Origin of the sequence: Staphylococcus rostri, assembly GCF_002902145.1 — a bacterium.
GTDB lineage: Bacteria > Bacillota > Bacilli > Staphylococcales > Staphylococcaceae > Staphylococcus > Staphylococcus rostri.
The window spans coordinates 1-21900 of sequence record NZ_PPRF01000077.1 but is presented as its reverse complement, the minus strand read 5'-3'; the positions used below and the strand labels follow the sequence as shown (position 1 = coordinate 21900).

At 38.2% G+C, this 21900-nt stretch carries 25 protein-coding genes and 2 riboswitches; of the genes, 9 read left to right on the top strand and 16 right to left on the bottom strand.

Annotated elements, in window-relative coordinates; genetic code table 11:
- Nucleotides 1-64: 64 nt before the first annotated feature.
- Complete coding sequence (locus tag CD122_RS09980) at nt 65-1048, top strand: proline dehydrogenase family protein (protein ID WP_103358829.1); 984 nt, start codon at nt 65-67, stop codon at nt 1046-1048.
- A 59-nt stretch (nt 1049-1107) separates the two neighbouring features.
- Here CD122_RS09980 and ribH read toward each other — a convergent pair whose 3' ends face one another.
- From ribH to CD122_RS09945, 7 genes are all read right to left on the bottom strand, one after another.
- Entirely contained in the window at nt 1108-1569 is a 462-nt protein-coding gene (gene ribH, locus CD122_RS09975) for a 6,7-dimethyl-8-ribityllumazine synthase (RefSeq protein ID WP_103358828.1), read from the bottom strand.
- A gap of 15 nt (nt 1570-1584) precedes the next feature.
- A complete protein-coding gene (ribB, locus tag CD122_RS09970) occupies nt 1585-2766 on the bottom strand; it encodes a 3,4-dihydroxy-2-butanone-4-phosphate synthase (RefSeq protein WP_103358827.1) in 1182 nt (393 codons plus the stop codon).
- A gap of 29 nt (nt 2767-2795) precedes the next feature.
- Nucleotides 2796-3425, bottom strand: a complete 630-nt coding sequence (locus CD122_RS09965; protein WP_103358826.1) for a riboflavin synthase — start codon at nt 3423-3425, stop codon at nt 2796-2798.
- Between the two features lie 4 nt (nt 3426-3429).
- On the bottom strand, nt 3430-4476 hold the full coding sequence (ribD, locus tag CD122_RS09960) for a bifunctional diaminohydroxyphosphoribosylaminopyrimidine deaminase/5-amino-6-(5-phosphoribosylamino)uracil reductase RibD (RefSeq protein WP_103358831.1): 1047 nt from the start codon (nt 4474-4476) through the stop codon (nt 3430-3432).
- Nucleotides 4477-4650: 174 nt separating this feature from the next.
- A riboswitch (FMN riboswitch) is annotated at nt 4651-4794 on the bottom strand.
- 142 nt (nt 4795-4936) lie between these two features.
- Complete coding sequence (locus CD122_RS09955) at nt 4937-6442, bottom strand: FAD/NAD(P)-binding protein (protein WP_103358825.1); 1506 nt, start codon at nt 6440-6442, stop codon at nt 4937-4939.
- A gap of 275 nt (nt 6443-6717) precedes the next feature.
- Entirely contained in the window at nt 6718-7581 is an 864-nt protein-coding gene (gene sagB / locus CD122_RS09950; protein WP_103358824.1) for a peptidoglycan release complex glucosaminidase SagB, read from the bottom strand.
- Between the two features lie 340 nt (nt 7582-7921).
- Nucleotides 7922-8140, bottom strand: a complete 219-nt coding sequence (locus tag CD122_RS09945; protein WP_103358823.1) for a hypothetical protein — start codon at nt 8138-8140, stop codon at nt 7922-7924.
- A gap of 197 nt (nt 8141-8337) precedes the next feature.
- On the opposite strand from CD122_RS09945, the gene CD122_RS09940 reads away from it, so the two are divergent.
- A complete protein-coding gene (locus CD122_RS09940) occupies nt 8338-8811 on the top strand; it encodes a sigma-70 family RNA polymerase sigma factor (RefSeq protein WP_103358822.1) in 474 nt (157 codons plus the stop codon).
- A gap of 11 nt (nt 8812-8822) precedes the next feature.
- Nucleotides 8823-9263, top strand: coding sequence for a competence protein ComK (locus CD122_RS09935; protein ID WP_103358821.1), 441 nt, complete (start codon nt 8823-8825; stop codon nt 9261-9263).
- Here CD122_RS09935 and CD122_RS09930 read toward each other — a convergent pair.
- Nucleotides 9260-9709 carry a cation diffusion facilitator family transporter gene (locus CD122_RS09930; RefSeq protein ID WP_103358820.1) on the bottom strand — a complete coding sequence of 150 codons (450 nt, stop codon included), beginning with the start codon at nt 9707-9709 and terminating at the stop codon, nt 9260-9262. The genes CD122_RS09935 and CD122_RS09930 overlap by 4 nt on opposite strands.
- A gap of 112 nt (nt 9710-9821) precedes the next feature.
- Nucleotides 9822-10532 (bottom strand): transaldolase, encoded by a 711-nt coding sequence (locus CD122_RS09925; protein WP_103358819.1) that lies wholly within the window; start codon nt 10530-10532, stop codon nt 9822-9824.
- Nucleotides 10533-10709: 177 nt separating this feature from the next.
- Here CD122_RS09925 and CD122_RS09920 point away from each other — a divergent pair, with 177 nt between their 5' ends.
- From CD122_RS09920 to CD122_RS09910, 3 genes are read left to right on the top strand one after another with little or no spacing between them, the layout of a single operon-like run.
- Nucleotides 10710-11012, top strand: coding sequence for a hypothetical protein (locus CD122_RS09920; RefSeq protein ID WP_103358818.1), 303 nt, complete (start codon nt 10710-10712; stop codon nt 11010-11012).
- Between the two features lie 15 nt (nt 11013-11027).
- A complete protein-coding gene (crcB, locus tag CD122_RS09915; protein ID WP_103358817.1) occupies nt 11028-11393 on the top strand; it encodes a fluoride efflux transporter CrcB in 366 nt (121 codons plus the stop codon).
- Nucleotides 11390-11740: a fluoride efflux transporter FluC gene (locus CD122_RS09910; RefSeq protein WP_103358816.1), complete on the top strand. Its 351-nt coding sequence runs from the start codon at nt 11390-11392 to the stop codon at nt 11738-11740. Before crcB ends, CD122_RS09910 begins: the two co-directional genes overlap by 4 nt.
- Before the next feature lie 57 nt (nt 11741-11797).
- Here the strand turns inward: CD122_RS09910 and CD122_RS09905 are convergent, their stop codons facing one another.
- On the bottom strand, nt 11798-12709 hold the full coding sequence (locus CD122_RS09905) for an NERD domain-containing protein (protein ID WP_103358815.1): 912 nt from the start codon (nt 12707-12709) through the stop codon (nt 11798-11800).
- Nucleotides 12710-12789: 80 nt separating this feature from the next.
- Nucleotides 12790-13992 carry a methionine adenosyltransferase gene (metK, locus tag CD122_RS09900; RefSeq protein WP_103358814.1) on the bottom strand — a complete coding sequence of 401 codons (1203 nt, stop codon included), beginning with the start codon at nt 13990-13992 and terminating at the stop codon, nt 12790-12792.
- 111 nt (nt 13993-14103) lie between these two features.
- A riboswitch (SAM riboswitch) is annotated at nt 14104-14212 on the bottom strand.
- Between the two features lie 258 nt (nt 14213-14470).
- On the opposite strand from metK, the gene pckA reads away from it, so the two are divergent.
- Nucleotides 14471-16051, top strand: a complete 1581-nt coding sequence (gene pckA, locus CD122_RS09895; RefSeq protein ID WP_103358813.1) for a phosphoenolpyruvate carboxykinase (ATP) — start codon at nt 14471-14473, stop codon at nt 16049-16051.
- Nucleotides 16052-16090: 39 nt separating this feature from the next.
- Here the strand turns inward: pckA and CD122_RS09890 are convergent, their stop codons facing one another.
- Nucleotides 16091-16837 carry an alpha/beta hydrolase family protein gene (locus CD122_RS09890; RefSeq protein WP_103358830.1) on the bottom strand — a complete coding sequence of 249 codons (747 nt, stop codon included), beginning with the start codon at nt 16835-16837 and terminating at the stop codon, nt 16091-16093.
- 4 nt (nt 16838-16841) lie between these two features.
- Complete coding sequence (gene ytkD / locus CD122_RS09885) at nt 16842-17312, bottom strand: RNA deprotection pyrophosphohydrolase (protein ID WP_103358812.1); 471 nt, start codon at nt 17310-17312, stop codon at nt 16842-16844.
- A gap of 61 nt (nt 17313-17373) precedes the next feature.
- On the opposite strand from ytkD, the gene yidD reads away from it, so the two are divergent.
- Entirely contained in the window at nt 17374-17610 is a 237-nt protein-coding gene (yidD, locus tag CD122_RS09880; protein ID WP_103358811.1) for a membrane protein insertion efficiency factor YidD, read from the top strand.
- On the opposite strand, the gene menC is transcribed toward yidD, so the two are convergent.
- Nucleotides 17601-18593, bottom strand: coding sequence for an o-succinylbenzoate synthase (menC, locus tag CD122_RS09875; protein WP_103358810.1), 993 nt, complete (start codon nt 18591-18593; stop codon nt 17601-17603). The genes yidD and menC overlap by 10 nt on opposite strands.
- A 2-nt stretch (nt 18594-18595) precedes the next feature.
- Nucleotides 18596-19999, bottom strand: a complete 1404-nt coding sequence (gene menE, locus CD122_RS09870; protein WP_103358809.1) for an o-succinylbenzoate--CoA ligase — start codon at nt 19997-19999, stop codon at nt 18596-18598.
- 600 nt (nt 20000-20599) lie between these two features.
- On the opposite strand from menE, the gene CD122_RS09865 reads away from it, so the two are divergent.
- Nucleotides 20600-21169, top strand: a complete 570-nt coding sequence (locus CD122_RS09865; RefSeq protein ID WP_103358808.1) for a hypothetical protein — start codon at nt 20600-20602, stop codon at nt 21167-21169.
- A 166-nt stretch (nt 21170-21335) separates the two neighbouring features.
- Here CD122_RS09865 and CD122_RS11990 read toward each other — a convergent pair.
- A partial coding sequence (locus tag CD122_RS11990) for a hypothetical protein (protein ID WP_169926510.1) occupies nt 21336-21900 on the bottom strand: 565 nt, incomplete at its 5' end.

The following is a 21900-nucleotide window of genomic DNA, read 5'->3' as shown; positions in this document are numbered from 1 at the left end:
CATCACATTAATGTTCGTGATACACTGTTGTTAATCGTTAAACAAAGTTATGGGAGGAATAAAAATGGGATTATTCAAAAACTTTTTTATTGCTTTATCAAATAATGCTTTTCTTAATTCATCAGCTAAGAAAATTGGCCCTTCGTTAGGTGCTAACAAAGTCGTAGCTGGTAATTCTATCGCAGACGTGGTAAAAACGATTCAACGTCTGAACGATAAAAACATCGCAGCAACTGTCGATAATCTTGGTGAGTTTGTAAACTCTAAACAAGAAGCCATTGCTGCAAAAAATGATATTTTAAAAATAATGTCGGCGATTCATTCAAATGGATTAAACGCACATGTCTCTATCAAACTGAGCCAATTAGGTGCAGAATTTGATAGCCAACTCGCTTATGACAACGTTTATGAAATTGTGAAAAAAGCCGCTGAATACAATCAAATGCATATTAACTTTGATACTGAAAAATATGACAGTTTATCAGATATTACACATACATTAGATCAATTAAAAACTGAATTTTCAAATGTTGGTACAGTCATTCAAGCATACCTTTTCAAAGCAGATGAACTGATTGATAAATATCCGGACTTACGTCTGCGTTTAGTAAAAGGTGCATACAAGGAATCGCCTTATATTGCGTATCAAACGACTGAAGAAATCGATGCTAACTATATTCGTTTAATTGAAAAACGCTTGTTAAACGCAAAAAACTTCACATCAATCGCAACACATGATCATCGTGTTATCAATCACGTGAAAAAGTTTGTAGAAGCACACAATATTGATAAGTCGCAATTTGAATTCCAAATGTTGTATGGCTTCCGCACTGAACTTGCAGAATCGATTGCTAAAGAAGGTTACAACTTTACGATTTATGTACCGTATGGTGATGATTGGTTCGGTTACTTTATGAGACGTCTCGCTGAACGCCCACAAAACTTAACATTGGCGTTCAAAGAATTCGTCAAACCAAAATCACTCGCTGTCGTAGGTGCATTAAGTGTAACAGCACTGCTTCTAGGCAAAGTTCGCAATAAACGCTAAATTTAAGAAACCCCTTGAAGGTTCGTCACTCGAATCTTCAAGGGGTTATTTTCATGCAATTAACCGATTGTTTTTAATAAATTTGCCATTTCAATTGCACCTACAGCAACTTCAGCACCTTTATTGCCTGCTTTCGTACCTGCACGTTCAATTGCTTGTTCAATATTTTCAGTTGTTAACACACCGAAAATAACAGGAACGCCTGTATCATCACTCGCTTTAGCAATGCCTTTAGCCGCTTCGTTACACACATAGTCATAGTGTGATGTCGCACCACGAATGACACATCCAAGCGTTATAACTTCATCGTATTTACCTGACTGTGCCATTTTTTTCGCAACGATTGGTAATTCAAATGCACCCGGTACATACGCAACATCAATCGCATCTTCCGCTACTTGATGACGTTTCAACGCGTCTAATGCACCATCTAATAAACGCCCTGTAATAAAATCATTAAAACGACTAACCACAATCCCAATTTTTAATCCTTGTCCTACTAATTGTCCTTCAAAGTTCATCTTTTATGCCTCCAATTATATTAAATGTCTCATTTGTGTTTTTTTAACTTCCATATAGTCGTGATTATGAACATTTGTCTCCGTAATCACCGGTATACGTGTTGCCATCGTAATACCATAATGCGCTAATCCTTCAAATTTCTCAGGATTATTCGTCATTAAATTCACTGACGTAATACCAAAGTGTTTTAAAATTTGTGCCGCATTGTCATAATCGCGCATATCTGGCGCAAAGCCTAGTGCTTCATTTGCTGAAACTGTATTGTAACCTTGTTCAATCAGTTCGTAAGCTTTTAACTTGTTCATCAAGCCAATACCTCGTCCTTCTTGCGGTAAGTAAATAACCATGCCACCATGCTCGTTGATATATGACATCGCAAATTCCAATTGCTCACCACAATCACATCGCGCGCTATGGAAAATATCCCCCGTCGCACACGCTGAATGAATTCGCACATTCATCTCATCATGAATATCGCCATTCACAACAGCAATCAACTCAGAACCGTCAATGTCAGATGTAAAACCATACATATCGAACGTTCCGTAACGAGTCGGCAACTGTACTTTCGCCTCTTGTGTAATGAGCGATTGATTTGTTTTAATGTAATCCACTAAATCATCAATCGTAATCATGCATAAACCGTGCGTCTCTTTGAATTGCTGTAACGTTTCGCCGCGCGCCATCGTACCGTCTTCATTCATAATTTCGCAGATGACACCCGCTGGTTTTGCACCTGTTAACTTCGCAAGTTCAACAGCCGCTTCCGTATGGCCACGTCGCCCTAAAACACCTTTATCATGTGCAATCAACGGAAACATGTGGCCTGGTCGATTGAATGTCGCAGCCGTCATGTTATCGTCAATCAATGCACGTGCTGTGTGTGTACGCTCAAATGCACTGATACCTGTTGTAGAATCTACATGGTCGATACTCACCGTAAACGCCGTCGAATGGGGATCTGTATTATTTTGTACCATCGCATCAACACCTGCTTGTTGCGCAATACGACGGTCGACTGGACAACAGATTAACCCTCGGCCATAACGTGCCATAAAGTTAATTGTGTCATCATGCATCCATTCTGTAATTGCGAGTAAATCGCCTTCATTCTCTCTGTCATCATCATCACAAACAATAATGGACTCCCCATTTTTTAATGCTTGCAATGCATCCTCTATCTTGTCAAACTGCATCCTAAGCCCTCCTTGAACTTTCAGCACTGTTAAAATCCTGCACGCAATAAACTATCGACAGTTACACCGTCATTTTGGCGTGTAATATTCTCTACGTATTTGAACAACATATCTGTTTCAAGATGCACAGGGTCACCTTGTTTTTTCATGGATAATATCGTTGCTTTACGTGTTTCAGGAATTAAATGAATGTCGAAACTTGTCGCTTCTTTTTTAAAAACGGTTAAGCTGACACCATCCACGGCAATAGAACCTTGTGGAATCATCTGCTTCAAAATATGATTTGGTGCTTTTATCGTGTAGATCCATTCATTACGCGATTGCTTAATATTCAATATGACACCTTTATCGTCGACATGACCTTGGACAAAATGCCCACCTAGACGCCCTGTCGCAAGCAACGCACGTTCTAAATTGACCGACTGACCTGTCGATAGTTGTCCTAAATACGTTTTATCTTCAGTACCTGCAATGACTTGAACGGTAAACGACGTCGCATCAAAACGCACAACCGTTAAACACGTGCCATTTACACTTATCGAGTCACCGATGTGCATGTCGCTTAAAATTTTTTCACATTGAATGGTTAATTCCGTTGTCGGATTTTGTTTTTTAATTGATTGGATTGTACCTATTTCCTCAACGATTCCTGTAAACATGACATCACTTCCTTTTCATGAGTAGTTTCATGTCAGTATCTATCATTTCAGAATGGACAATTTCAAAAGTGTTCAGTTGATCAAGTGGCGTCACACCATCTGTTTGGAAGTATTGGTATTTCCCTTGACCACCTATTATTTTCGGGGCTAAATAAAGGATGAAGGTTGAAATAAATTCTGAAGCTAAAAATTGTGAAGTCAGTTTTGGCCCAGCTTCAACGAGTACGCGACCAAAACCTTTTGTATATAAATCATGTAAAACAGTTTCAATAGCTGTGTCCGGTAGTTGTACAACTTGTACATGCTCAAATGGCGACACAAGTTCAGGCTGATCCGTATACACATACACCGGTGCAAGATGATCATGAAACAGCGTGGCATCCCAGTTAACATTGCCTGATTGTGTTAAAATCACACGCGCAGGATGACACCCATCTTGTGTACGCACTGTCAGACTTGGATTATCAGCAGTCAATGTCCCATTACCCGTAATAATTGCATCATGCATATGGCGGAGTTTAAATACATCTGCTTTTACCGCTTTTGAGGTAATCCACTGACTTTCATGGTGATCTGTCGCTTGCTTACCATCCATACTCGCGCTTACCTTCACTGTCACGATTGGATGTGCAGTCGTTTTGCTTGTAAAAAATGATGCGTACAACTGCTCGGCACGTGGATGTGGTGCGTATTGGACATCGATACCATGATCTGCCATCATTTTATGGCCAGTCGCAGGTAACGTAATATCTCTCGCCGCGTAGACAACTTTTTGTATGCCCGTATCAATAATACGTTGGGCACAGGGCGGTGTCGCACCATAATGCGAACAAGGTTCTAATGACACATAAATGGTCGCGCCTTTCACATTGTCATTCCCAGCCATATCAATTGCTTGAATTTCAGCATGCTTGTCACCTTTTTTCAGATGTGAACCTAATCCAATAATACGTCCATCTTTAACAACGACAGCGCCTACCGGTGGATTAACACCCGTCTGACCTTCTACCATCTCAGCTAAACTGATTGCATGTTCTAAATATTGTTTAATTGTCATCACCTCAAATCTAAAAACAAAAAACCACTCGTTCAAAAACATCGAGTGGTAGGATTTATCATCATACTGTACCAAAAAGTATACAGACATATTCAGCATATTTACCATCACAAAATAAGCGATACGCGTGCTTAAAAAACACATGTATTGCATGTAATGGTGCCTTGATAATTCTTCCTCCCATCCAGACTTTCACTGTCGGCTCTAGATTCTCACTAGATCAGCCATAGTCAACAAACGCATGTTCACTACAGGTCGCAGGCTTATGATTTTACTGCCGGTTGGGATTTTCACCCAGCCCCGAAAGAATATCGTTATGAAATTGTTTGAGATTCAAGATACGAAAACAGTATGCGCATTAAAACTGATATTCGATACTGTTCGCATTTAGCTTACCCCATTTCTCAATAATTGACAATCCATTTGCACCATTTTTATCGGAATTACATACTTATTATATTGTGTTCACAGTCTCATCCAATTGTTGTTGCTGCTCTAAATGTTGATACAGTTGCCCAACTGTCTTAACCGCTTGTTGCACAATCATCGTAACAGCATTACGCTGAAAATTCACACCGTTCGTCACTTGACCAATGGCACGCATATTCGACAACGTCCCATAACGCGGGCTAATAACTTCATTCGTCTCAGGTACAATTTGAATACCACCCATTGGATGCGCCTGAACAATTTGTTTGTCCGCCAAATCTAACAATAACGCATCAGATTCGTCCAATTGATCCAGACGTGTTTTAGGTCCCGTCGCATTAATCACAACATCCACAACACATTGTCGTCCGGTATCATCAAACTTCAAATGATAACGGCCATGTTTATGTTCAACATTTTCTAATCCTGAACACACTTCTAACATACCGTTACGGAGTGCTGACAAAATAAGTTTTGCGGTATCGCGAGGCATTGGGTTGGAATTTTCTTTGACATATTGATGATAACGGTCGAGATATGCTTGTTGGTCCGCTTGCGTTAAACTATTCCATATCCAGTCCATATTGTCTTTAACCGCCATCAATAGGCTTTGCAGACGCCCTAATATCTCAGTATGTGCCAAGTCATATTTTAAATCTTGCTCAACATTGCCTGTTCGACGGTACAGCAATTGTTCAAGTGGAATGTCCAATGCTTCACATTCTTTACGAAAAAGTGCAATCACATCATTCAAAGGTACAACACCCATATGCGCCCGCTTCAACGCATCAAATTGTTCTTTGGTTAAATAACGTAAGTCAACCTCTCGCATATCGCCACGCACACTTGGCAATTGACCGCCACGGCTTGCGATTAAAAGTTTCTTGTTATGATGATTCAACACGTAGCGAATAACGTCGAGACTCGCTAATCCTGTCCCAATTACTGCAATGTCATCATTTTCTTGAACTTGATCTAAAGTGTGATTTGCTGGATACGGTGAGTCTATAAAGCCAAGTGTCCCCTTTAATTGATAAGGATCGTTATACGACATCGTACCAATTGTTACAAACACATAGTCATATTGGCGACAGCTTGCTTCAGGATGCTTCGTGCAAACAACAATCTTTTTAGGCGTTATGTCGTGAGATTGTTCTTCAATACCTAGCTGTGCAACTTCTTGATAAATGACGTGAATGTTATCATACATATTCACATAACGATCTAAATAGCCTTTCATATAGTGCCCGAAAACAAAACGTGGCAAGTAGTCTACATCGCCATAGTCAAAATCAGACTGCGCATCATACCACTCTCTGAATTCCTTGATATTGTCGATATTAAGCGACAACATATCAACCGGAATGTTAATCAACAAGTCATCACTATCATTCTGAAACGGTTCCCCTTGCCCCATGTTTTTAATATTGTCATAAACATCAATGTCGAGATCTGCAAAGTTTGGATGTTTTACAAGTTGCCTTAATACACTAACCCCTGCTGTCCCCATACCTATAATTGCTACTTTCATATTTTCATCACCTTCACAAATTCTTTACACATTGTTATACCCAATTTTTCAAAAAACGCACACCTTTTAGTACAAAAAGGAGATTTTCATGCCACTGCACAATCATGTTATACTTAAGGCAATCATAATCAGAAAATAACGGGGTGCACATATGCTTAAATTCATTTTGAAAGTCGTCATTTCAACGATCATTTTGTTCTTTACACTGGGACGCAAAAATAAAGCGGAATAAAAAAGAAGCGGGACCGTTTATTCAGTCCTGCTTCCTTCAATTCTTAATAGTTTTTACCGTCTTTATGTTTTTCATCATCTTTGTATACGTACCAATTGAAATACTTACCTTCTGTTTTAATGTCTTTATAGAAGTCAGCGATGATTGTCGCATTACTTTTCGCCCAGTTAATATCTGTCGCGTATTGATGCTCACCTGGATCTTTTGGATTCCATCTCATGCTGTATAACGTATTTTGGTCTGGATGTGATAAATAATGATCATGAATAAACTTCGCGCCACCATTAATCGCCTTTTCAGGTGTATCCCATCCTTTTTTCTTCGCATATTCAGCACCCGTTTTAATCGGGTCTTCATCTAATGCGCCGACACCGTAGAAGTTATAGTATTTTTTACCATCAATTTCCACACCGTTTGACAGTTCAGACATGACAGAACCTGTCTCTAACAATGCGTGAGAAATTAAATATACCTCGTTGACATGTTGTTCTTTCGCTGCTGCAATGAAATCATCCGTATGTGATAACAATGTTGGATGATCATATAGCATACGTTTAATTCGATTTTCATCAATGCCTTGATACTTTGATAAATCTAGAAATTGATATTTTTGACGTTTATCATCCATAAATACTGAACTATCCATCGCATTACGGATTTCTGAATCCGATGCGTCACGCCAGTTAGTATTATCTTTATTTGAGACTTGTTGACTTGTATAGTTATCAATCTGCTTTTTGGCAGCAGCATCTAGTGTTACATCTAACTTTTCAACTGATTCCACTTGATCGACTGATTCAAAAAATATCTGATCTTTAATCATATTAAAAAAGGTAAACGCTGTAACCAAAGCTATGGCAAATAGTCCAACAATCACAATAATTGAACTTTTGTTGCGTTGTTTCATAGATACACCTCTTCAGAATGTTCTTATTCCTGATTATTCCACACTTGAATACAAATTTTACCACCATCTCAGGCTTTACACAATTCGATTCCCCTGTTGTTACAGATTCATAAAACAACAGTAATCTGTATGTAACGTTTACACAGTTGGTCAAATAACACCAGGTTCGGACAAAAGCGCTTAAGATTTGAGCAAAACCGAACGATGCACAAAATTACTTTTGCCAAAATCGTGGCACTTCTATCGAAAACCCTACTTTTGGGACACCGTTTATCGGCTTCCCAATGCTTAAATTTATCGTGTCCCTGCCCCTTGTTACTTTTGTATGTGTCGTGTATGTTTATGAACGATGATACGTCATCATCACAAAACTCATTGCTTGAGAACGATTTTTATAAAAATATGGTACTAAATCGACTGTCCCTTCAATCTCTCCAGCACGATACATCATTTCTTTTTGAATGTTATTAATCATTATAAAGTCTGATTTGTCACGGATTGCCTCTAACTCTTCATTGCGCGCAAAAAAATGTGCTAAATTTAAGTGTTCATAATCCATTTTGATTCCCCCAATATGCCCTAATAAAAATAGCGAAATAATCCATTACATACATATTTTTATAATTTTTTGGCTATTTTTTAGTCATAAACGATGTCTAAAACTTAAAATAGCATATATCTGCAAATGTCACAATCCTCAAACTATGGTAAAACTACGAAGACCGGTCATTCAAACAACTCAGGAGGTGCACAGACGTGGATTTTGATATCCTCTATCAACGCTATCATAAGTACATCCATTATTTACTAAGCTCTTATCACATCCGCTATAATTACGATGAGTATTTTCAACTTTTACTCATCAAATTGTGGGAGCTTTATCAGAAGTTTGATCCATCACGTGATAAAAGTCTTCACACATACATTACCTACCGTCTCAAATTCTACTTAATCGACTTGATTCGAAAACAATGTCGGCAACCTGAATTTGTGACGCTTGATTCCCCCGATACAAACCTTCCTACTTTAAATACAAATGATAAACTATTCTCCATTCAACAATGGTCTTTACAGCTCCCATTTACACATCGTCATTGGCTTTATTTATTTCTTCAAGGCTATACTCAGTTAGAGATTGCCGAGCGATTAAGCCGTTCCCCTTCGTCTGTCAAAAACTACAAAAAAGAAACGCTCAACGCATTACGTTATTCATATTTTGAAAATACTTAGGAGGTCCTATCGTGCAATTCCCAGTAACGCATATCTTTGAATCACTACTTTATATACGAACTTCACAGGTAACCGGTCAATGTCTAGATCTGTGCTTTATAAACCATCAAACACATACAGTATTAACCTTCCAAGCATTGATGAAACACATCTTGGCATCACACCACAAACATTGGTATACGCAAAAACAACTCGCCTATCAAGCATTAGGTCAACATCACTTAACACCCATCTTCATTTCGCCAAAGTTGATTTTGTGTCCTTTGCAGTCTCGCCGTGCACCCATTCAATATTTTATCAATATGCAGCAAGTCATTGGTATGTCGTCTCACAAAGCACACACAACAATCATCTTCAATTCGAACCAGCGTATCATCGTGCCATTTCCATATACATTTTGTGTGAAAAAGTGGAAAGCAGCACAGATTTTAATGCGAACGCTGAATGATTAGTCTACTTTGTTAAATTTATAATCTACAAGTCGTTTTGTGAAAAATGCATTAGCAACCTTCATCATCCAAATGGCTACGAACATCATGGCAATACCACCGATTAATGCTGCGATAACTGTCACCGTTGAAAGTGATACTTGTGGATGTATGAAATGATTTACCGCTGTCAGACTTAATAACATCCCTGTAATTAATACACCAAGCAGCACAATATTACTCGCAAAAATGCCTAACAACGTTGTAAATAAATGACTTGATCCAACAATTCTGTCTTTGAAAACTTGTTCTTTCAAATAAAAACTTGCAAAACGGCCGGGTGTTATAAATTGTTCTTGTATCGCATCCATTTTATCATCTACTAATATTTCCGCTAACGCCGCTTTTTCACGTCTATTCAAATACCACAGTTGTTTCTCTACCTTATATTTAAAAACTCTATTTTCCATAAAAAAACTCCTTTTTCTCTCTACTTCACGTTAAATCTTTGCATAAAAAAACGGGGGTGACAAGTACCAGCTTATGAAATCGTAGGTACGATGTCACTCCCATCATTTATTTTTATAAAATGCTTAAGCCTGATGATTGAATGTCTTTCGCAAAGCCTTGAACCGTATCAACTGACAATGTGTTAATATCACGGCCAATGTTAGACACTTTCTTTACAACGTCTGCAGGACAAGTGATGATGTCTGCACCAATTTCATCTGCTTGAATCACATTAAATAATTCACGACAGCTTGCCCATAATAATTGAACGCCTTTTTTACTATGTGTGATGCGCACTGATTCTTTCATTAATGGTAGTGGATCGACACCCGTATCAGCAATACGACCTGCGAAAACAGAAACGTATGTTTCAACACCTTCAGTGACCGCGTCAGTAATTGCTTGTACTTGTTCGATTGTGTATACAGCAGTAACGTTTAACTTAACGCCTTGTGCCGATAACTTTTCGATTAAAGGCAACATTGATTCACCTTTTGTGTTAACAATCGGAATTTTAACGAAAATGTTTTCACCGAACTGTTCAATGATTTTTGCCTCTTTTTCCATTGTTTCCATGTCGTCACCGAATACTTCAAATGAAATCGACGCGTCTGGAATTGCTTGTACGACTTCTTGAGCGAATGCTTTATAGTCTTGAACGCCAGCTTTCGCCATCAAGCTAGGGTTTGTTGTAAAACCGTCTACTTCTTTATTTTGGTATGCTTGTTTCATTTGGTTAATGTCCGCACCGTCTGCGAATACTTGTACTTTTAATTCAGCCATTGTTAGCCTCCTAATGTCTCATCCATTTTGCTTATAAGATACTTACATTAAAATATTAACACTTTTATCCTATTAAAGGCTATTTAAACGCTTTAATATAACTATCGCGTATCGAAACCTTTATTCTTATTCTATAAATATGCTATTATTACAAGCGATAATAAAGGAGGCAGTCGCATGTCGAAATCAAAAAAATATTTTTACTTATCCATGTTACTCATATTGGTAAGTTTTTATTTTAATGCCCAAAATCCAATTTTAAACGAACACTTTAGCTCGCTAATTAAAATTATACTAATATGTAGTGTAATCAATACAATCACATTATTTATTGCGATTATTTTTGCAGATAAATCAATCAAAGCACTGCCAGAAAAAAGAAGCTGGATCCACCGCGCTGCCAAAATGCTTCCTTGGATACTTCTCGTTGTTATTTTATTACACCTTGTCGCAGCAATCCGTACATTCGGTATTCTATAAATGAGGTTGATTGACATGAAATATATCGCTATTTTTATAGGTGGCGGTTTAGGGGCGTGTTTAAGGTATCTATTTGCGAGCATACCAAGCATTGGCCTCTTTCCAGTTGGAACATTTGCCGCAAACTTATTAGGTGCATTTTTAATGGGCTATTTCGCTGCTGTATCACTTCGTATGTTTACACACCATCCACATCTCAAAAAAGGGCTGACAACTGGTTTAATTGGTGCTTTTACAACGTTTTCCACCTTTCAATATGAGCTTGTATATTTATTAAATCAAACGCATTGGTGGATGTTGTTCTTATATATGTTGTTAAGTTATGTTGGTGGTATTGTCTGCTGTTGGACTGGCTATCGAACTGGAGGCGTACAACGATGAATCTATGTTTAATCCTTTTAGGCGGTGGCCTCGGTGCTGTAGTACGTGCCGCCATCACTGACTTTGTAGGACTCTTTCAAAAATCCACTTATCCGATTGCAACAATAATCGTCAATATTGTCGGCAGCAATCTCATTGGTTTATTAAGTGGTGTGATGATCACCCATACACCCATACACGCCTTATTTATCGTAGGCTTTCTCGGCGGCTTAACGACCTTTTCAACCGTACAACTTGACCTTGTACAAATGCTTCACAAACGCCAATACGTTCAATTCCTTAGTTACAGCTTGCTACAATATATCGGCTGCTTTGTCTGCTGCTATATTGGTGCGTATATTTTGTAAAAATTGAAAAGAACCTGTATGCCCCACTTAATAGGGAAACATACAGGTTCTTTGTTATTAATTAAATGATTCAATTTCATCCATAATCGCTTGTAAATCATTCACATCATATTGAATACGTCCGTGGAAAACATATTTATTAAAGAATTCATCCAACTGTTCTGGGCCGACAAGTACTTTTGTCGTACTTTGTGGCGCATAGCTAGAAAGCGTTACGTCGCCTTCATGTCTAGGGTTAAAGTAAAGAATCGGCGTTGGTGTAAACTTATGATTCAATTGACGTTGTAATTTCGTTGCCAATACTTCAAGTTGTTCGATATGTTCCGTATAGTCAACAATCGAAAGTTGATGTGCATCGTCTTCTTGCTCATCTAAAACAATTGTTTGTGGCGTTGTCTCATCAAGGTTAAGTGTTTTAAACACTTGTTCCATCATTGGATTTTCAGCAAATTGATTGCGGCTAATTCCTTGATACACGTGCCCTTTAAGCAATTGTGAATCAATGATGTACAATCCTGTACGCGTTAAGACAAGGTGACTAATACGTGTAATATCTTCTAAGTCATTTACCGGCATGAAGATATTCGCCATAATATGCATATCTTCCGGACGAATGCGTTTCTCTTTTACTAAACGCTCACGAATGCCTAGTAAACGCATATCTGTCACATATTCACTGCTGTTTTTTGAGAACAATTTCAGTGCATCAATCTCTCTATCTTTGGATGCCACCATTGTTTCGTAATCTTCTTTATGCTTCGTCTCAACTTTTTTCTTCTCAATTCTCACTTTTTCAAGTGCTTCATTATGAGATTTTGTTAACTTTTCTTCTTTTGCTTTGTACTGTGCTTCATATCTCTGTTGCGCTTTTTTCTTACGGTTCAGTGCAACTAAAAATAGAATAAAGCATATGACTGCAACGCCTACAGCAACAAACAAGCCAATTTCCATTGGACTAAATTGTGTCATTTTTTAAAACCTTCCTTTTGTCTACATTTATACCATTATTATAGTCAATAACCTAGAAATTATCGATTAAAAACTGATGATTATGCTTGATAAGTTGCAACTGCCTTTTTCAAGTCTTCTACCTTATCTGTATTCTCCCAAGGAAGTGCTACATCCGTACGACCAAAATGTCCATATGCCGCTGTTTGCTTATAAATTGGACGTTGTAAATCAAGCATTTGAATAATGCCTGCTGGTCTTAAATCAAAGTTTTCGCTCACCGCTTGAATCAATGCTTCTTCAGACACTGTACTTGTGCCGAATGTATCAATCGCAATAGATACTGGTTGTGCAACACCAATTGCATAAGCTAATTGCACTTCACATTTATCAGCAAGTCCTGCGGCAACAATATTTTTAGCAACATAACGAGCTGCATACGCTGCAGAACGGTCCACTTTCGTAGCATCTTTACCAGAAAATGCACCGCCACCGTGACGTGCATAACCACCGTAAGTATCAACAATAATTTTTCTACCTGTTAAGCCGGCATCACCTTGTGGCCCACCGATAACAAAACGGCCCGTTGGATTGATAAAGAATTTCGTTTCATCATCTAATAATGCTTCTGGCACAATTGGATAAATCACGTGTTCTTTTAAGTCGTGTTGAATTTGTTCAAGTGCTACTTCTTCATGATGTTGTGAAGAAATAACGATTGTATCAATACGCTTAGGTTTGTCATTTTCGTCATATTCGACCGTTACTTGTACCTTGCCATCCGGACGTAAATATTCTAGCGTGCCATCTTTACGCACATCTGTTAAACGCTTCGCTAGTTTATGTGATAAGTCAATTGGAAGCGGCATAAATGATTCCGTTTCATTCGTCGCATAACCGAACATTAAACCTTGGTCGCCAGCCCCCGTATTTAATACTTCTTCATTTGACGCATCGCGATATTCTAATGCGCGATCCACACCTTGTGCGATATCAGGAGATTGTTCGTCAATCGCTGTCAATACAGACATCGTTTTATAGTCGTAGCCATATTTAGCACGTGTATAACCAATTTGTTTAACCGTCTCTCTGACAACTTTCGGAATATCAACATATGTAGAAGTAGAGATTTCACCGGCAATCAAAGCCATACCCGTTGTTACCGTCGTTTCACAAGCGACACGTGCATTGGGGTCCCCTTTCAAAATTGCATCTAAAATAGCGTCTGAGATTTGGTCAGCAATCTTATCCGGATGACCTTCAGTTACTGACTCTGAAGTGAATAATCGTTTGTTGTATGTCATAATATGCTCCTTTAAAAATAAATTACGAACACTCTCTTTATCTGAGCTCAAATAAAAAGAGCCTTTCACAACTACTGTACATACATAGAGTGAAGGCTCAACGTCCATTCGCTCTTATCGTTCAGGCTATTGTACCTGCAAACGGTTTGGCACCTTTCTTCGTTAAAAGAGGTTGCTGGGTTTCATTGGGTCCATGTCCCTCCACCACTCAGGATAAGAGAATCCGTTGCTTTTATATTACCTAAGTTTTTCTCATGTGTCAATTTCACAAATCTTTATGAAGATATTATTTTGGCATTCTGAAAACGCAATCCATACACGCCTGTTACCACACGTATTCTCAACTTTTCCTTATATATACGCGCCATAAAACCCCTTTGAATTTTTTAGATTTACTATGGGGATATTGTCACAAATATGTTATACTTTTTAATTGTAAAGGCTTACATTTACGAACAAACTATTGGAGGGATTCATCATGTCATTCGATACTAGCGCACTGAATGCATTAATCGACAAGCCTACATCTCATTTTCAGTTAACAAAAACGGAACTCTACAACAAAATTTTACAACGTGGAGAAGCTGAATTGACAGAGCTTGGGGCAATCAATGCTAAAACTGGAGAATATACGGGGCGTTCTCCAAAAGATAAGTATATTGTTGACAATCCACAAGTAAAAGATGACATCGACTGGGGTACTGTAAACCAAGCAATTTCTGAAGACAAGTTCTTAAATCTGTATCATCAAGTGCTAGACTATTTAGATGCTAAAGAAGAAGTTTTCGTCTTTAACGGCTATGCAGGTAGCGACAAAGACTCTCAACTTAAGCTAACTGTCGTGAACGAATTTGCATGGCATAACCTATTTGCACAAAACATGTTCATTCGTCCGCACTCTAAAAGTGAAGCAGAAAAAATTAAAGCTGACTTCACAATCATTTCTGCACCAACATTCAAGGCAGATCCTGAAAAAGACGGTACGCGTTCAGAAACATTCGTCATCGTCTCATTCAAACATAAAACTGTACTAATCGGTGGTACTGAATACGCTGGAGAGATGAAAAAATCTATTTTCTCAGTTATGAACTATTTATTACCAAAACGCGATATTATGAGTATGCACTGCTCTGCTAACGTGGGTCGTAAGGGTGATGTTGCATTATTCTTCGGTCTATCTGGTACAGGTAAAACAACGTTATCAGCAGATCCAGAACGTAAATTAATCGGTGACGACGAACACGGTTGGAACGAAAACGGGGTATTTAATATTGAAGGTGGCTGCTATGCAAAAGCAATCAACCTATCTGCAGAAAAAGAACCACAAATTTTTGATGCCATCCGCTACGGTACAGTATTAGAAAACTTAGTCGTTGATGAACACGGTAATATCGACTTTGATGATAACAAATACACTGAAAATACACGTGCTGCATATCCTATCGAGCACATCGACAACATCGTCGTACCATCAAAAGCATCTCATCCAAACACAATTATTTTCTTAACTGCCGATGCATTCGGTGTATTACCACCAATTTCTAAGTTAACGAAAGACCAAGCAATGTATCATTTCTTAAGTGGTTTCACATCAAAACTTGCAGGTACAGAACGTGGTATCACTGAACCGCAACCATCATTCTCTACATGCTTTGGTGCACCATTCTTACCATTAAATGCCAAAGTATATGCCGACTTACTCGGTAACTTAATCGACAAACATGAAGTTGACGTTTACCTTGTCAACACTGGCTGGACTGGTGGCGTATATGGTAAAGGTAACCGTATTGAATTGAAATACACACGTAAAATGGTCAATAGCGCAATCAATGGTTCACTGAAAAATAGTACATTTGAAGAAGACGACATTTTCGGCTTGAGCATTCCAACTGAAATTGATGGCGTGCCTACAACAATTTTACAACCTAAAAATGCTTGGCGTGATAAGGAAGCATATGATAAACAAGCATCAGACTTAATCGAACGCTTCCGCGAAAACTTCAAAAAGTTCGGTGAAGATACACAACAATTACAAGAAAACGGTGGCTTTAAAGGCTAATTCGGTATTAAAAAAAGAGAGACTGTTCGTCTCTCTTTTTTATGTGCATTTTTCAACATCAGCCATCCACGTTTGAATCCGTTGTAAGACGTCTGTCATTGCTTGAGGACGTGGGACATGCCCTTCAGACATCTGATAAAACGTATCATATCGCGCTTGCTGTTGTTCTAAATGTCGCGCCAAATGGTACGCTTGATGAATGCCCACTTGTTCATCAAGCCCTCCGTGTACGATGAGTATCGGTGGTGCTGTACGATCAATCATTCGCAACGCATCTCGTTGTTCATACGCCGCTTGTTGTTTTTTAGGATGACCCACCATACGTCGTAACATGCCTCGTAAATCGACACGTTCTTCATACATCAGCAACATATCTGACACACCACCCCAAATGATATAGCTCGTCGCTTGGACAGTTTGGAAAGTCAACAATCCTTGAATGCCCCCACGTGAAAAGCCAATTAAGTGAACTGGCACACCTGGATACATCGCCTTCAAAGTCCTTACACCTGCAATCACATCTTGCAAATCTGCGCCCCCAAAGGCATCCTGTCCTTGGCTACCGTTATTACCACGATAATACGGTGCAAAAACCAATGTTGTGTCATTCGCAAATTGGAGCAGACGTCCTAAACGAACACGGCCCACCTGACCTTTGCCACCACGCAAATAAACAACAATACGCTTCACAGGTTGATATGGTGTAACAAGCAAGCCACGTACAAGCGCATCCTCAGCCTGATAACGTACTTCATTCACACAATGCGTTCCAACCTCTGCCGGCATTCGTTTATAACTCATAAAATCCAAGCGTTGTCATCCTTTCTACACAAGCCAATATCGCTGTGTCTTTCAATAAGTAACTTTGTTGCGCGACAGGGACATCTTCTAATGTTGAAACAAGTACTGGCCCGTTTGTTTCCATATAATCTGTTTTATCTTCAATATTGGAAACTATCGCAACATAAACATCTTTTGTGAACGGCGCTGGATTAGCATGTACCGTATATTGCGCAATATAATAAACCGCTTCAATCACCGCACCTGTCTCTTCATATAATTCTCTATGTAACGCCGCCTCACTCGTTTCCCCCGCTTCACATTTGCCCCCCGGAAACTCAATGCCACGCACTTGGTGATCCGTCAACAATAATTGCTTATTATAAATAGGTAATGCTAAAACATGATCCCCATTCGCCACATCATGTTGCGCACAAAATTTTAAAGTCACACGCTGGTTCGCAGCATCAATAAACTCCAACAATCCATTCTCCCTTCATTCTATGGTACAATATCTCTAATTATTAATAAGGAGGCACACAATGAAATCAATATTCATCTCATGTATTCGTTTCTATCAACGATTCATCTCACCATTAACGCCACCCTCATGTCGTTTTTATCCAACATGTTCAAACTATGCAGTCGAGGCCATTCAAGTTCACGGCGCATTAAAGGGCAGCTGGCTCGCAATCAAACGTATTTTAAAATGCCATCCATTTCATAAAGGTGGGTTCGACCCTGTGCCACTCAAAAAAGACCATCAACATCATGAGTAACGTCGTAAAACCCTTGGCTTGATGACAGGTGGTTCAAACAACAACTTGCCTTGTTTTAACTGACCCGCCCGTTCAACCACATCTTCAGCAAAATAATAACCTTCCGACGTCACATCGCCAGCATAGTCACCATATCGACTTGCCAAAGCTGTGAAATAACGGCTTAGTCCACATTCATACATCCCACCGACAACCACCGTCACATCGCGTGCCTGTAATTGCTCGATTAATGTTAATGCACGATCAATACCACCAACTCTAAACGGCTTAATGACCACAACCTTAGCACCATGGCGTTCAACAGCTTGCATAATGGTTTCTTCATCTATCGCTTGTTCATCAATTGCGATCGGTGGCAGATCTTCCACATTTTGAGCTTCTGTTAATGTTGGGAACGGCTCTTCAATATACGCCAATCGATACTTTGCTAAAGCATGTAAAAGTGGCAAATCATGTACACTCAACGTTTGATTTGCGTCCGTCGTAATCGGAACATCTGGATACATCACTGCCAACATTTTAACCTGCTCCACAATATTACAATTCCATTTAATCTTAATTCGTGCAGCATGATCCAATCGCACAAGTCGATGCTGCATATCACCATTTACAGTAATGGTCATCGGCACTTCAAAAGATGGCAAATCATGAAACATTTGATACAACGCCATCATCACTGTTGCGCGCGCAGCCGGTGTATCATTTAAAGGTTCTACCAATGCTTGTGCCTCAGTAAAACGATTGACGTTTTGCCCTTTCACCGCTTCGAACCACTGACTGAGTACCTTTTTAACCGACGCAATCGTCTCAAAATGATACCAATCCGTCTCAAAGGCATTACACTCACCAAACCATTCCTTGCCAGTATCATCAATAATACCCACAAACAAAGTTTTACGCGATGTCATTGTCACTTTGGGTGTTTGAATTTTATGCTTAAAAGTAGGTGCAAACTCATAAAAATGTAACTCCAATAATTTCATGGCTATTCTCCATTCAATAACTGTCGTTGCAACTTGCCCGTACTCGTGTAAGGCAATGATTGAACATATTTTATTTCTTTCGGCAATTTATACTTTGCAAGATACTGCATCAAAAATTGCGCCATATTCTCAATTTCAGATTGCGCAACGAGATACAACAGTGGACGTTGACCCCAATATTCATCTTTAATTCCTATACACATTGCATCGACCACATGCGGATGCATTTTCGCAATGCGTTCAATTTCATTTGGATAAATATTTTCACCGCCACTAATAATCAAGTCTTTACGTCGATCGTGAATCATTACGAAGCCATGCGCATCCACACTCGCAATATCTCCCGTTTTAAAAAAGCCTTCATCATCAAACGTATGTATTAAGCCTTCAGGATACAGATAACCAGTCATGACATTCTCACCACGCACACATAACTCCCCATGACCTTCATGATTTGGATGACGAATTTTAAGTTGTGCGTCCATCATGCCGACAGCTTCTGGATTTTTTGCCAACATTGTTGGATTAGACGTCAAAAACTGTGAACAAGTTTCCGTCATACCAAATGAATTATAAATTGGAAGTTCGTACGCTAAGGCTTGTTCAACAAAGTCTCGCTCCAGCTTAGCACCGCCCAAAAGGATTTTTTCAAGTTGATACGGTTCCGTTAAACCTGTAGACATTAACCGTTTCAATGTTAATGGCACCAATGACATATGTGTAACTTTTTTATATTTTACCGCATCCAACACCTGTTGTTCGTCAAACTTATCCATTAAATAGAGTGTAAAACCGTAAATCACACTGCGAATAACAATACTCAATCCTGAAATATGATAAATCGGTAATACCGTTAACCAACGCGTGTTTGTATCGAAACCTAAATACGTCAGACACCCTGCCGCACTCGCTTGATGATTGGCAAATGTTTGTGGTACTGCCTTCTGTGGCCCAGTCGTACCAGACGTAAACATAATAGATGCGATGTCCGCTTGTTGAAAAACAGGAAATTTTGGTTGCGCATTAGGCATCTCTATGTCAGAAACTGTTAAGCAATTCAAAACATCAGAAAGTGACGTATTAGCACATCGTTGCGCATACTTATCAGTTATAACAATTGTCGTTACATTGATCGACGTCATTTGTTTTATAATTTCATTATCTGTTAGACGATTATTAATTAATGCAATTTCAATATGATACAACCACGCGCCATGTATTAAAGCGAGCGCCTCAATCGAATTATCTACTAATAAACCGATACGCGGTTGATTTAAAGTAGTTAATCGTCCACCATAATCCCGCGCTAAATCAAATAACTGTTGAAAAGTCCATTGATTCTCAGCCGTTTCAACAGCAATTGCACCAGGTGTTTGACGCACACGTTGTACCAACCAATGTTCCATAGTTCTTCCTCCAAAATAGTGTTCCTTATTATTATAGACATTTTTGAAAACGAATGCATGATTCCTGTTTAAATAGTTCGTTTTTGAGATGAACAGGACTATGTATGCGTGACTTTTTGTAAAAGCGTCATTTCATGCCAATCATCTACTGCCATCTCACATATTTTTCATACAGCTATAATGTCGTACCTCTTTTCAAATTAAAAAGCCACACACTATGCGGCTTTTAACAAAATGGTTTATTAAGGTACCTAATCCAATTTAAGCATTCTCTTTATTTTTGAAAATTTTACGTATCGTTAATGCGATAACCATAACATTCGTAATAATTGAGACGATATTCGCTACCTTAGCCATTTTATCCATTTGATACACCTACTTTAAAATTTCATCAATACTTAATTGCTTACAACTTATTGTTATTATACCATATCCTGTTTTAACTAAAGTCTTGTTCATGCCTTAAATAACGACAATTAACACAATATTAAAAAACTTAAATTTTCTTAATTATTATATTGACACCCTTTAAAATATTCATAATAATGTAAACGATAAAAATAAATATAACATTGAAAATTGAATAAAGGAGCCGTTCGTATGAAGAAAACATTAACTTTACTACTTGCTAGCACACTTGTGTTAGGTGCATGTAGCAATGACAACCAAGAAAACAAAAAAGAAGCAAAAGAAAAAACAAAAACAACACAACAAAAAACACAAACACATGCGAATCAAACACAAGGACATACTGCCACACCTAATAATGCGACAAATCAAAATGCAGTATCTAAAGTAAGCAAAACAGCTATAGATGTCACAAACGTTACAAACAGAGACATTCTAGTAGCCATTATTTATGGTAGTTATAGTGAATATGAAAAAATACAAGCCTACAATAGTGCCGTTGCGAACGGTGTTATCCCACAAGGTAACGTATTAGAAGGACCTGCGTGGGCAGCTTATGAAAGTTCATTGAGCATCGAACGTGGCGAAGAAAAATCAATTTTTGAGTATCCACCAGAAGACGCTGAATATATTGACGAAGATTATGCAAGCTATATGGATGATGCAACATACAGCGATTGGGAGAATGAGCAAGACACTTATTACGAAGAAGAAACTGTTGATTCTGGATATGATGAGTTTGCTGACTATGAATCAAATTAAATATTAAATAAATGCGCACTTGGGGACTTAATCCGGAGAGTGCGCATTTTTCATTAAATTACTGAGAAAATGGGTATTAGATATAATCGTTTTCATTCAACAAGAATCTCTATTATCCAATTTTAATATTATCTATCATCAATATTTGTTTGTATTAAGTATTGACTTATCTTTTTTGCCTAACTTCATCATCATAAGCAGAATTAACATTTAAGACACAAAAACATATAATTAACTTGACAATTAAAATTGGTAATTTATCAATTATTGATTGCGGAGTACTATGGAATATACTTTTAAATAGTCCCTCATAAATCATATCTTGATAAAAATCACTTATAAACTCAGAAGTGACAACCACAAAAGAAAAACTCCTCCTTTTTTGAATTCGACATGCCAAAGTGCACATATCATTAATTGCATACTTAAAGCTTGGTAAACTGCTATAATAATCAGCATTAATATTTTCTTTTAAAAGACTCAAACTTAATTCAATTGCTTCTTCACTTTCATCAATTTCCATTGCTATATCAGATACATTTCTTTCGGCATCATTTAAGTTCAAATGAAAGTTCAACATATTATTAACATTTAAGTTTTGGAAGGCTTTTTGAATTTGATTATTAATTTTATTTATATTTTGGATTGGAACCTTTTGAAGTGAGTTCATTGCATTGTTTAAACTAGTTGATAATCTTAACTGCTCTTTCATAATATCATTGACTAACAAA

What these genes read in the sequence shown, in the direction of transcription:
- CD122_RS09980 (WP_103358829.1), top strand. Translation starts at nt 65, where the DNA reads ATGGGATTATTCAAAAACTTTTTTATTGCTTTATCAAATAATGCTTTT.
- ribH (WP_103358828.1), bottom strand. Translation starts at nt 1,569, where the DNA reads ATGAACTTTGAAGGACAATTAGTAGGACAAGGATTAAAAATTGGGATT.
- ribB (WP_103358827.1), bottom strand. Translation starts at nt 2,766, where the DNA reads ATGCAGTTTGACAAGATAGAGGATGCATTGCAAGCATTAAAAAATGGG.
- CD122_RS09965 (WP_103358826.1), bottom strand. Translation starts at nt 3,425, where the DNA reads ATGTTTACAGGAATCGTTGAGGAAATAGGTACAATCCAATCAATTAAA.
- CD122_RS09955 (WP_103358825.1), bottom strand. Translation starts at nt 6,442, where the DNA reads ATGAAAGTAGCAATTATAGGTATGGGGACAGCAGGGGTTAGTGTATTA.
- sagB (WP_103358824.1), bottom strand. Translation starts at nt 7,581, where the DNA reads ATGAAACAACGCAACAAAAGTTCAATTATTGTGATTGTTGGACTATTT.
- CD122_RS09945 (WP_103358823.1), bottom strand. Translation starts at nt 8,140, where the DNA reads ATGGATTATGAACACTTAAATTTAGCACATTTTTTTGCGCGCAATGAA.
- CD122_RS09930 (WP_103358820.1), bottom strand. Translation starts at nt 9,709, where the DNA reads ATGGAAAATAGAGTTTTTAAATATAAGGTAGAGAAACAACTGTGGTAT.
- CD122_RS09925 (WP_103358819.1), bottom strand. Translation starts at nt 10,532, where the DNA reads ATGGCTGAATTAAAAGTACAAGTATTCGCAGACGGTGCGGACATTAAC.
- CD122_RS09920 (WP_103358818.1), top strand. Translation starts at nt 10,710, where the DNA reads ATGTCGAAATCAAAAAAATATTTTTACTTATCCATGTTACTCATATTG.
- crcB (WP_103358817.1), top strand. Translation starts at nt 11,028, where the DNA reads ATGAAATATATCGCTATTTTTATAGGTGGCGGTTTAGGGGCGTGTTTA.
- CD122_RS09910 (WP_103358816.1), top strand. Translation starts at nt 11,390, where the DNA reads ATGAATCTATGTTTAATCCTTTTAGGCGGTGGCCTCGGTGCTGTAGTA.
- CD122_RS09905 (WP_103358815.1), bottom strand. Translation starts at nt 12,709, where the DNA reads ATGACACAATTTAGTCCAATGGAAATTGGCTTGTTTGTTGCTGTAGGC.
- metK (WP_103358814.1), bottom strand. Translation starts at nt 13,992, where the DNA reads ATGACATACAACAAACGATTATTCACTTCAGAGTCAGTAACTGAAGGT.
- pckA (WP_103358813.1), top strand. Translation starts at nt 14,471, where the DNA reads ATGTCATTCGATACTAGCGCACTGAATGCATTAATCGACAAGCCTACA.
- CD122_RS09890 (WP_103358830.1), bottom strand. Translation starts at nt 16,837, where the DNA reads ATGCCGGCAGAGGTTGGAACGCATTGTGTGAATGAAGTACGTTATCAG.
- yidD (WP_103358811.1), top strand. Translation starts at nt 17,374, where the DNA reads ATGAAATCAATATTCATCTCATGTATTCGTTTCTATCAACGATTCATC.
- menC (WP_103358810.1), bottom strand. Translation starts at nt 18,593, where the DNA reads ATGAAATTATTGGAGTTACATTTTTATGAGTTTGCACCTACTTTTAAG.
- menE (WP_103358809.1), bottom strand. Translation starts at nt 19,999, where the DNA reads ATGGAACATTGGTTGGTACAACGTGTGCGTCAAACACCTGGTGCAATT.
- CD122_RS09865 (WP_103358808.1), top strand. Translation starts at nt 20,600, where the DNA reads ATGAAGAAAACATTAACTTTACTACTTGCTAGCACACTTGTGTTAGGT.